Raw genomic sequence first — 11,256 nt, 5'->3', positions numbered from 1 at the left:
CTTCCCTGTGGTGCCACAACGGGTGACCGATCACGAGGCCGAGTTTGCCAGGAAGGACGACGGACCAGAGCCTTGCCGCCTTGGTGACCACTACTTCCATCTCGTTGGCGCGGCAGAGCGCTTCGAACCGCCGAGCGACCACCTCGGAATTGCCCAGCCAGCGGCCCGTATCGAGTTGCTTGCCCAGGAACAGTTCCGCCATGTCCAGCGCCAAGCGCCAGTCCAAGTGCCCATGAATGAAACGGTTCCCGTAGTTCCGGAGGCAGTCCGGGCAGGACCGGTCGCAGTCCGAGTGCTTGTCACTCGACCAGTCGACGAGTACTTCGTCGTAATGACGCTCCAAGAGGCCGCGCAGGCGCTCCTCGTCGAACAACCTGCGGGCATATCCCGCACCGTTCTCGAGCGCGTCGGCTAAGAATAGCTGGCTCGTCACGCAGTGCGGTGAACGATACCTCTGGGTCCCCACCCGAAACTCGCTGGAATCGACGTCGAGGTACACCGCCGCCGCGACACGCAACAGTTCAGCAAACGAGGTGATCGCCGCGAGGGCGGCTGGTTGCCCATCGGTGCCCGTGTCGAGGGTGCCGTGGGCGCCGATCCCCTGCTGGCCCTCGAGGACTAGGCTGAGGATGTCGGTCTTGAAGACAGCACCGATAGCACCCGAGCCTTCCAGTTCCCCGAGCTCGCCCGTCGGCGGGTTGTCCCGATACAAGGAGGCCTCGGGTACCGTGACCGTGTTAAAGCGCTTGTAAAAGTCGAACAGTCGTCCCTTGTTGTCATTGACTAGCGCAATCGGGCGGTCGGACGTCAGGGCTGCCTTGAAAGCGCCGATCTTGATACCCTCGTCGTACCGCGGCTGGAACGCTAGGACCGGGGGCGATATCGAGGATCCCCGTTGACGTAGGCCATCGTAGTCCTTCTTGCCGAAGGCTCGGAAGCCCTTCGGCTGGTAAAGTGGAAACACGTCGGTTGGCCGATCGCAGACCGGGCAAGACTCGACGCGTTCAGCAGTTATTGCCTCGCAGTCCTCGGCCCGGCACCGCGAAAACTCGATCGGGGCCCCGAGAGGATCGGGGTCCTCTCGAACCTTCCCGCGGCTCTCGTACATGTAGACGAAGCCACAGGCGGTATGGATGCGCTTATCTCGCGGAACCTCGGCCCCCGGTGAGAACGCCCAGACCGCGTGGTCCAAGGGCCGGTCGCTGATCACCATTTCCTCCACGCGCGCATCCTTCTTGAACGTGAAGAGGCTGCGAACCTGGGAAGGGAAGCCGAACATCGGCAGGACGCCGGCAATTGCCAGTCGCTCGCTAAGCTCCTCCTGGATGAAGGCCGTGTTGTCGACGACCTTTGTAACGACATCCGCGAGCTCACTGCGGATGTGCTCGGCGATCCCGGGCAACTTTGCATCGACCTCGGGGGCAAAAGCGGTAAAACGCCTCGTTACCTCGTCGACGTCCGGGGCGCTTGCCAGCCAAGCGGTGACGTCTGCCCTGAAACTCTCCTTCCACTCGCTCGCCTTGCCAAAGCTACCGTGAGTACTGGCCCCGCTCGGTTCCGGCGGGTTGCCGATGCTCGCGAAGGCGCGCCGCAGGCACTCGGCGGCAATAACGCGCTTGATGATTTCCTCCCTGCGCAGGTCGAGGTAAGGCTGGGGCGGAGCGTCACCGGTGATGCGCTCAGGGTTCACGTAGTAGAAGTCGTCGTGGGAGCCGCCGCGGCAAATTGTCAGCGCGTAGGAGAACGATTGTCCCGCGCGGCCCGCGCGGCCTACGCGCTGCTGGTAGTTGAACCGCTGGGGCGGCATGTTCGCCATCATGACAAGCTGGAGGGAACCGATGTCGACGCCCACCTCCATGGTCGTCGTCACGCTAAGGACGTCGATTCCATGGGTAAGCGCGTTCTCGTTGCCGACGAAGGCGCGCTTGAAGTAGCGCTGGCGTTCGCGTTGCACCGAGAGCGGCTTCGTGGCGCCGGTCAGTTCCTCAACGTGCAGGCGGTGAAGTGGCTCGGAAGAGACCCAGCGGTAATAGTCTTCCGCCGCTCCCGGAGCGGGGGGAAACTCGGCGGACTCGCACTGGGACGTGGTACAGGCATGCACCGGTAGGTTGGCCGTGACCTTGGAGCACCTGGCACAAGACCGCAAATCAGCTACATCGATGCTCCTCAGCTCCACTGGCAGGCCCACCGCCCGGCTCGTCCGGAGGATCCAGTTCTGGTTGATGATGCCAGCACCGAGCAGAGCCGACCGGACGTTCTCCGAGAACTCGGAGGGCGACTGGCCGAGAAGCTTGGCAGCCCGTTCAATGTAGCCTCGAAGCGGTCTAGGTGCCTCTTCGCTAGTCGTGTTGCGTCCCGCACCCTCGAAGTACTTCGCTTGCCCGAGCATGCGCAATACGTTGCCCAGCAACCTTGCAGCGGTCTCGTCATCTGTCCCAAGTTTGGCGCCGTGCTTCCCGGAAGGGACCACATAGGCCACGCCAATAGACTCGAGGTCTCGGCCTCCCCTGTCGAAGATCGCGCCCACCACGTGGTTAGAGAGGGCCTCGACCAGCATGCCTCGCCCGTCCTTCGCTAGGTTCGGTGGGAGCGGATCCCAGTCGAATCCGGAGGGGGACGGGAAGAAGCGCCACCAGGGTTCTTCGCCTATCGACTGGAGCGAGGCGGCGGGTCCCGCGGGGTTGATCCCAAGCTCGAGTAGACGCTGCAGGACGTTGTCTAGCAAGGTCCCCCAGGAAATCGCCCCGCCAGCTGAGTGGTTCGCGAGGTACTCGGCGATCTTCTTTGCGTGGCCCTCGCGGGCGACGCCTTGCGCCTCCATCAAGAACGCCATCCAGATCCCCGTGTCGCGCTCCTGTATTAGGCTAGCTATTTTCCTTTCCCCGGCCGTCAACTCTTCACCCGCAGTCTCTCGCTCGGCTGCCTGCCTTATCTCTTCAGCGGTAGGTTCAGAGGGCCCCTGCAAGCATTGGAACAGGGCTTGGCGTATCGTGTCCCGGAAATGATTTAGCTCGAGGCCCGCAGCCACGTCCGCCGCGTCGTCGCGGCTGTCGGTGAACGTAATCATTTGGGCTGGCCCGTTCGCGTCGCCGAGCACAGAGACAGCGCGGTCCGCGACTAGCTGGGTCGTTGCGTTAAGACCGGTTCGCAGACCGCGGATCGGTGACTCGACCTTCCCGCTGAAGAATGCCTTAACGCTGAACTGGTGCTTCGTGGACTCGCAGCGGGGGCACTGTTCTGGAAGCGCGGGAACGACTGCGTTGCCGCTAGACGAGAGCATCGTGCCATCGGGCTCTTCACCGGGACCGCACTGACGAAGAAATCCGAAGAGCGGGTCGTACTTGGCTGGGGTAAAGTTGAGGGTGGTCGACTTTCCGGTTTCTGGGTTCTTCCTTGACGTGATTTTGTCCTTGCCGATGTGCCCCGGCCAGTACCACGCGAAGTCGCCGTGCTTGCGCTCGAAGACCATACCAGCGCTTCCGTCTCCGGCAGGATTGGACTCGAGGAAATAGCCCTCGGTCACATCTTTCGGTGGAGGCGTGACGAAACCGCCGAGGTAAGCTTCGCCGCAATCGTAACAGTACAGTAGCTCGAGGATCTGGCCGCCACATCCGCACTTAATCGCAGGAACTTTGAATAGCTTCCCGAACGTGCGCGCCGGATGCCGAAACTCCTCCGCGACCTGATCACAGTTCTTGTTCGAGCACGCCCACATGCCCTGAATCTGGCGGAGGAACATGTGTGAACGAAAGGAGGGCTGCGGGTTCTCGAAGGACTCCAGCCCCTCTCTGTTCGCTGCTTCGAGTACCGTTTCGAAGTCCTCTGGCTGGGCATCATCTCCCAGGAGTGCCGCTTGCACTGCGGACAAGCGCGCCGGGACCACCCGTCCGTCGTCTTGCTTGCCTGCCGCGAGGCAAGCAGCGCCAAGCGCTCGACGCGCCGACTTCGCACCGGATAGCGCGTCGAGCGCGCTCTCGTCGCCGCCCAGGCGCCGACGAGTAAGCTCACGGATTTCGGCCGTGTCGAGTGGCAGCGGGACCTTGGGCACGAGGGGATCGCCCTTGAACACGGCGAAAGTTGAACGGTCGACCCCGAAGAACTGTTCGAGGTACTCGCGGCCTTCCTCGCCATCGAGCGAAGCGCTGGTGGCGAGGCAGCGCAGCTGGGGGCTGTCGGGTTCGAGGCCCAGCCTCGACAAGAGGTTCCTGACGAGCACGGCGACCTCGGTCCCTTGCGTTCCCCTATACCCGTGGAGCTCGTCAACGACGAGAGAGAACTGGTTGTCCGGCGACGCCTCGAGCCAACGACGCGTCTGCGTGAAGATTGGTTCCTCGTTGTCGCGCATCAGCATGACGTTGAGCATCGAGGTGTTCGTTATGAGGATGTCCGGTGCGGCCGCGATCATGTCCCACCGGGTCAGCATCTCGCCGCACTCCGGATCGGAGAACTGTCCCCTGAGCTCGTCGGGTTTTCCTCGCAATGCATTGGCTTCGCGGGCGAGCTCTCGCAGGGCGCGGGCTTCCTTCTTGATCCGCCGCTTGTCCCGGGGCGGGAATTGCGTCCCGCCCGGCGTTGCTCCGGTGTACCGCCCGAAGAAGAAGAGGGGCTCGCCGTGGACGTCCCTCGCACGGAATGCAGCTTGGCGAAGCCTAGAGACCTGGTCCTCGACGAGCGCGTTCGTCGGGTAGAGGAGCATCGCGCGAACCGCCGGCGGCGGGGCATTTTGCGCTGCCGATCGTAGGTCAAACCACTCCGCTTCGGTATCCCAGTCTTTTTCCCACCACTTGTTGACGAGGTCTTGGCCCGGACCGGACCTACGTTCTTTCAAGAGCCGTGCCAGCACTGGGAGCAAGAAGCTTTCGGTCTTCCCCGAGCCGGTCCCGGACGTGACGACGACGTTCCTCTGCTTTGCGCCGTTTGGAGACAACGAAGTACGTAGCGAATCTGCTTGGTGTTCCCTGAACTTGTATTCCTTCCCGAACACGATCCGGGATAGGAGCCTAGCCTCCTCGACCGATAGCCCAGCGTCTTCCGCGACCGCTTCCGCAGGGACGACAGACGGATATGGCAGGACTGCCTCGAGCAGTATTTCTTGCGCTGTCAATCCTTGCTCCTCGAGTAGCTTTGACCGCTCGCGCATGAGGAACTCGTCGCGCATCCAGAAGGCACTGTCGTAATATGAGTGGTAGGCCTTCTGGATGTAGGCAAGGACGTCTGCAGGGCTTGGTGAAGGCATTATATTCTCACTTAGCGTAGAGTTTTGAGAGCAATTCTTGGGAAATGGCCGAGGGCACTTCTCCGTAGTAGACACGTCCTCGGTCTCGCTTGGGCAGCCGTCCTGAACACGACGTAATGGCCCTCGAGAGCAGTCCCGGCAGGTCGCAGCCTAGGACCCCGACTAGGCACCCTGCCTTTTCGTCGTAGGTATGCAGCATGGTACCTTCGAGGCGCGCTGCGAAGATCTTGGCAACCTCGTGACTAGCAGCTCGGCATGTGCCTGCCTCGTCGCGGATGAAATAACGCCGGCCTGCGAAGTTCGTCCTGTAGGCCCCGGCCTCGTTCTGCGCTGCAGCGCGGCTCCACCGCCCCTTTTTCGGGTCGAATCGCTCGAGCCCGTCCTTGCTCTCGAGGTGCACGGGGCGCAGTGCTTGCACGATCGCCGTGAAGTCCGGAGCGGACCTAGTGATGTTGGCCGCGGGCACGCGTGTGACTGCAACAGGCCTGTCGAATGGGTCTTTGATATCCGCGAGCACTTCGAGCGCCAAATCCGCCGAAACGTTTGTCCATGCGTGGCGGCTGACGTGGGCGCCGGTAGGCTCAATAACGTAATCGCACTCGCTGTCCTCGAGTGCGTCGGCAACTGCGTCGACCAGCGCAGCGTTCCGGAAACCAGAGAGGTAGGCCTCGCCATCAGCTTTCACCACAAGCGCCGGTGGGGCAACGGACCAGCTAGTCACTCTTCCGCCTGGCGCGCGCTCTACGTCTAGGTGCCCGAGATCGCAGAGGTCCTGGATAAAAGACGAGGCAAACCAGGCTTCCTCGTTGTGGGCCGATGCCAGCGACTGGAGAGCATTCCAAGTGCCTGCGCCTAGGTAACACAAGCCATCGAAGACGAGGTCAAGGCTCGTGGCGCGCGTACGCCGTACGACCGGTGGCGCGTTGACAGGCCTGGAGACCTGCCCACGCGAGCTACCATTCTTGCCCCAGGTCTTTTTACCGCGGTTCCTCAGGTAAGAGGTCAATCCGCAGTCCTTGCAGTCCATCCGCTTAGCTTCCCAGCGGTTGTCATCGATGTAACCGGGCTCGCAGATCCAGTAGTGGTAGCCCCTGATTACACAGGTCTCGGATAGACCCTCGAGCTTTCGGTTCTCGTATCCTTCCTGCGGATGATCGGTGTCATCGCCGTCCTCGTGGTCGATGAACACGCCGGCGGAATCAGCGATCTCGACTGCCCCGCCTTCTTTCCAACCGTCGACCAGCATCCCCCGGACCCGCGCGCGCTCGGGCCGAGCCTCGCCAATTCGCAGAGCGCTGAAAACCGAGACTGGGTCGTCGGCGGCTGGGAAATAGGCAAGTTCTTGGCCGCGCGTCGGCCTGGGCAAGGTCGCGTCGCGAAGGGCCAGAATCTTCTCGCCACTTTCCTGATCGCCCTTGACGGTAACAATGCTCAGCTCGCTCGCGCCTGCGGCCTCTATCGTCTTCGCGCTGATTTCGCAGCTTCCACCCGATGACTTCCCTGCCCAGGCGACTTCGTCATCTGAATCTCCCCGGTGGACCCGGACTTGCAATTCGAAAGCGCCTTGGTCGGAAGTCGCCAGCACCTTGGGCGGGGCTGCAGCGTGCCAGATCTGCGGGGCAAGCCTCAACCCACCGTCCATCTGGATCGAGATCCCCTCCGACAACGGGACGAGTGGGCCAAGGCTGTGGTTGGTCGTGTCGAGCACCCGCACGATCTCGACGTCCTCGATCAACGCCCACTCGGGAGGTAGACCGGGAAGCTGTTGCCAGTTTGACAGGGAGAAGCCCGGACGAGCGCACTTGTCCAGGTGGCTCTTGACGATCGGGACCCACTTCTCGTGGCAGAGTATCGCGTGCCGCCGGAGCAGCGATGTCCGGTGCACCTCTCGGTAGTATATCCCGGTGTCCATTTTTGCGAGCGGCACGATTGGCCTGGCAAGGTGACTGAAGCTCGCATTCTCGACCGAGCTCAATTCGAACGAGGCAAGCATGAGTGCCCCGATGTCGATCCCGCTTATTGGCTCGAGGACTGAGAACTCACCCGAGGGAGCCGGCGTTAACCAGGGACGACCATTGCACCCTTCGAAGGCGGCAAGAGTTGCCTTTGATGCTCCGGCGGGGACTTCGAGCTGGATGTCGTCATCGATCTCTGCACCGATGGTTGTCAGCAGCAAGTCTAGGCGCCGGAACGGGAACGACTTGATCACTGCTGTCCAGCCGAGTCTTCTGTTCCGAATCTCGCCAGTGGAATCGCCTCCGTCCCAGCTCTCGAGCTCCGACAGGGCGGCCGCAGCTACTCTCTCCCTGAGATCGGTGTTGCTCCACAGGTGCTTTAGCCAGCCGTTCGGGCCGGGACCTGTCATCCAATCATGGAGGAATAGCGACATCTCTGACTCAGAAATGTCGTCGAGCGGTGACAAATCGTATTGTTTGAATAGAAGGTGGAATCGCTGGCGATCGCCTTCACGAACGAGAGCCTGCGAAAGGGCGTAGCTGACGTACTTCCAGCTATTTACTTGCCGTGCTGTTGGGCGCCCCAACTCGAAATCGTGTTCGGTCAGCCACTGGTTCAACTCGCGCCAAAGAGGGCGCGTTGAGCGCGCATACTGCCTCAGGAGGTTTTGCCGTGGGGTATCCTCGACGCCGAGGACCTCGAATAGCCGCTCATAGTAATTGGTAGCCGAGAATTGGCTGTCGGCCCGCATTTTTTCGGCGGCTAGCGACAGCGCAGCTAGGAGACCAGTGAACGGCGGCGGGGTGGTGCGGCCGATCTTGATCCATGCCTTAAGCCGCTGAGTATGCCAATGGTAAGGGTCATAGTGTCGACCAAACAGCGTGTCGGACACTGCCACGGAAATGAAATCATCAAGTTCAGCGGTAGCGATTCCAAGTGCGGCCGAGACTTCCTTGGCCAGGCTGTCATCCAAGTCGACGTAGACAGGCCGCATCGCAAAACGCCCGTCGAAAATAACGGCGTTTAGCGCATTATTGAGGAGCTCGTAATCGTTGAACGCTTCCACTCCAGCCCCTCGTTTCATTCTACCGATTTTTCATATTGATATTGAGGGTTGAGCAGGCCCGTCAATTGCATTGAAAAATGTTTCAAAAGGTAACTGAAGAGGCCGCAAGTGGCGCCCTAATCTCGCGAAGGCGGCTTGGAACGAGCTTGAATGCCCCTGGACTTTGTCGGTTGAATCGTGCACGGATGCATTGACTGCCACACCAAACCGAGCATTCAAAGAGCCATGAAAAACAAGTCGCAAATCCCCTTTTCCATGGTGGACCTCTTTGCCGGATGCGGCGGATTATCGCTCGGCATGGAGAACGCCGGTTTCACACCGGTCTTCGTCAACGAACTCAATCCCGATGCAATGGCCACCTACCTTGCCAATCGACACCACGAGGTCGGAGGTAAGCCATTCGCCGAACAGGCCCACCTCCACTGCAATGATGCCAACGAGCTGCAAGGCCCAAGGCTTGAGAAGATGGTCTCCGACCTGGCGGCGCTGGGGCTGACGCTCCCGGATCTCGAAGAGGCGGAAAACGCGAGCAACAAGGGCGACCTTGACCTACTTGCCGGTGGCCCCCCGTGCCAAGGCTACTCCGGTATCGGGCATCGCCGATCCTACGCGGTCGACAAGAAGGACCTTCCTTCAAACCAACTATACGGGCGGATGACGAAGATCATTCGCCGGCTGCGTCCGCGGATCTTCTTGTTCGAGAATGTTCGTGGGATCCTTACCTCCAAGTGGACCCGCGAAGGCGACGACATGATCTGGCCCGATGTCTGGGGTGAGTTCCGGAAGATTCCTGGATACCACGTGCGTTACACGCTCGTGAGAGCATCAGACTACGGGGTTCCGCAGAACCGCCCGCGTGTCCTACTCGTCGGCATCAGGGATGACATCGTCAAGGCAAGCTCGATCGTAGACCTGTCTGCCGACGACAAAGACGCGGTCAAGTGCGGCTTCCTGCCGAAAGGCGACCCGTCGGAAGCCCCGGGGATCGAGGAACTGCTCGGCGACCTCGTAGACCCGGCGATCAAGCGCGCCCTCGAAAAGCAAGATTTCCCGCAGGGCAAGTTCGAAACCCGGGAATACCCTCGTGCGCCCCAGACCTCGATCCAGAAGAAGCTGCGAGCTGCGCCGCCTGCACACGAGGAGCGGAGCGGGCAACTAACGGACCACGAGTATTCGAAGCACGCGAAGCGTATCGTCGATAAATTCGCTTACATGATCAAGAACGGCGGGGAGATCCCCGAGGGCGCGCAAACGAAGAAGTTTGCCCAGAAGGTCCTTCCCAAGACCTGGGGGAACGGGCACCCGACAATCACCGCGACCTCTATGCCAGACGACTATGTCCATTACTCTCAGCCGCGGATCCTGACGGTCCGCGAGTGGGCAAGGTTGCAACTCTTCCCTGACTGGTACAGGTTCATGGGCAAGAGAACGACCGGCGGGATCCGCCGTGCAGGCAACCCGAGGGAAGGCATCTTTGACCGCGAAGTCCCCAAGTACACGCAGATCGGCAACGCTGTTCCAGTTGGCTTGGCCGAACGGGTCGGCGCGCACTTCAAACGCATGCTCGAGGACGCGCTAAAGGATGCTGGCAAAGGCCGACTTTCCCGTGGCGACGGCACTGGAGATGCTGACCAGGCACGCCATCGAGGCAGCCTTGTTGGTGCCAACACCGACCGGGCTTGAGAAGTCGATATTCGATGCGACGGATGGTTTGCGGGAGTACCTCGCTGAACGTGGCTACCATGATTACGCGAGCCAAGGCCAAGGGCAAGATCACAAGGTCCTGAAGCAAGCTTACCTCGTGAGGCCGCATTCGCTGGAGCCGACACAGGTCTCGCTTTACCGGCCAACCACTAAGAACGGGGATCCGAGGATCTGGCTTGGACATCCCGTGCGTTCGTACGCCGGTGCCTTCAACTTGCTGGCGCTGACCGTGATCGATGGCACGCTGTACGTGCTAAACATGAGTGATCCGTCGGTGCAGGTGTCGCTCGATGATGCGGGGTCGCCTTTCCGAAAGTTGGTTGACCGCGCAGACCACGGCGATGTGGTGGCAAGCGAGTTGCTCGACCTCCTGCGACAGATATCATCTAAGGGTTACTTGCGAACGCTCCGTCCCGGCGACACTGGGATCGGTTTCACGCTCGAGACTATGCTCGGGATCTCGGCGAATTCGAAGCAAGCCCCCGATTACAAGGGTATAGAACTCAAGGCCAAGCGCAGCCGGGTCGGTACCGACACGAACCGCTCCACGTTGTTCTCAAAGGTCCCAAACTGGAACTTGAGCCCTGTCGGGAATGCACTTGGTCTTCTCAAAACCCGCGGCTACGTCGACGGAGACGGGCGACTTTCGCTTTACCACACGCTTTCTGGGCGTGGGCCAAACTCGCTTGGTCTCGCGCTCGACATCGACGCGGAAAACGACTGGTTGCGCCAGGTCTACCACGACCCGGCAACTCGCCGCGTCGTGCATGACGTCACCTGGGAAATCCCTATTTTGAAGAGCGATTTGGCAGCGAAGCACCGCCAGACGTTCTGGGTCCGGGCAATGTGCCGTGGAGCAGGCCAAGACGAGGAGTTCCATTACGTCGAGGTCAAGCGTACCCGCCGCCCAATGACTGCAAACTTCGTCGCGCTAGTCGAAGCGGGCATCATCACGGTCGACTATGCGCTTCACAAGAAGTCCGAGACGCGCGCGCGTGACCACGGATACCTTTTCAAGATTCACCCCGACAACCTCGGGGCACTTTTCCCACCACCAGAAATCCATGCGCTCTCCTGACCCCGTTGCGCCGGGCGAGAAACGTAAGCTGACCAGGCTGGCAAAGGACCTCAAGGTCTGGGCGAAGGTGAACGGGAGGGATTTCCCTTGGCGCTTGAGCGATGCTGACACATACCAGCAGGTCATCGTCGAGGTCCTTCTCCAACGCACGACAGCTACGGCTGTGGCAGGATTCTTCGGGGCCTTGGTGCTGTCAGGTTAACTGGGTCCAGTCAA

The 11,256-nt window shown here is 60.9% G+C and carries 5 protein-coding genes; 3 read left to right on the top strand and 2 right to left on the bottom strand.

From position 1 onward, the window contains the following. Together OB03_RS12065 and OB03_RS12060 are read right to left on the bottom strand one after the other, a co-directional pair. On the bottom strand, positions 1 to 5,236 hold a 5,236-nt coding region (locus OB03_RS12065; protein WP_461344305.1), incomplete at its 3' end, for a DEAD/DEAH box helicase. A gap of 7 nt (positions 5,237 to 5,243) precedes the next feature. Next, positions 5,244 to 8,258 carry a hypothetical protein gene (locus tag OB03_RS12060; protein WP_461344304.1) on the bottom strand — a complete coding sequence of 1,005 codons (3,015 nt, stop codon included), beginning with the start codon at positions 8,256 to 8,258 and terminating at the stop codon, positions 5,244 to 5,246. Between the two features lie 225 nt (positions 8,259 to 8,483). On the opposite strand from OB03_RS12060, the gene OB03_RS12055 reads away from it, so the two are divergent. From OB03_RS12055 to OB03_RS12045, 3 genes are read left to right on the top strand one after another with little or no spacing between them, the layout of a single operon-like run. Continuing rightward, positions 8,484 to 9,941 carry a DNA cytosine methyltransferase gene (locus OB03_RS12055; protein ID WP_461344303.1) on the top strand — a complete coding sequence of 486 codons (1,458 nt, stop codon included), beginning with the start codon at positions 8,484 to 8,486 and terminating at the stop codon, positions 9,939 to 9,941. Continuing rightward, positions 9,865 to 11,040 (top strand): MvaI/BcnI family restriction endonuclease, encoded by a 1,176-nt coding sequence (locus OB03_RS12050; RefSeq protein ID WP_461344302.1) that lies wholly within the window; start codon positions 9,865 to 9,867, stop codon positions 11,038 to 11,040. The genes OB03_RS12055 and OB03_RS12050 overlap by 77 nt, the downstream gene beginning before the upstream one ends. Then, entirely contained in the window at positions 11,027 to 11,242 is a 216-nt protein-coding gene (locus OB03_RS12045; protein WP_461344301.1) for a hypothetical protein, read from the top strand. The genes OB03_RS12050 and OB03_RS12045 overlap by 14 nt, the downstream gene beginning before the upstream one ends. Positions 11,243 to 11,256: the final 14 nt, after the last annotated feature.

This window comes from Brevundimonas sp. GN22, assembly GCF_054824005.1.
This window is presented reverse-complemented; position numbering and strand designations above follow the sequence as displayed.

Excerpts from the sequence above, each read along its gene's own strand:
- OB03_RS12055 (WP_461344303.1), top strand. The coding sequence starts at position 8,484 with ATGAAAAACAAGTCGCAAATCCCCTTTTCCATGGTGGACCTCTTTGCC.
- OB03_RS12045 (WP_461344301.1), top strand. The coding sequence starts at position 11,027 with ATGCGCTCTCCTGACCCCGTTGCGCCGGGCGAGAAACGTAAGCTGACC.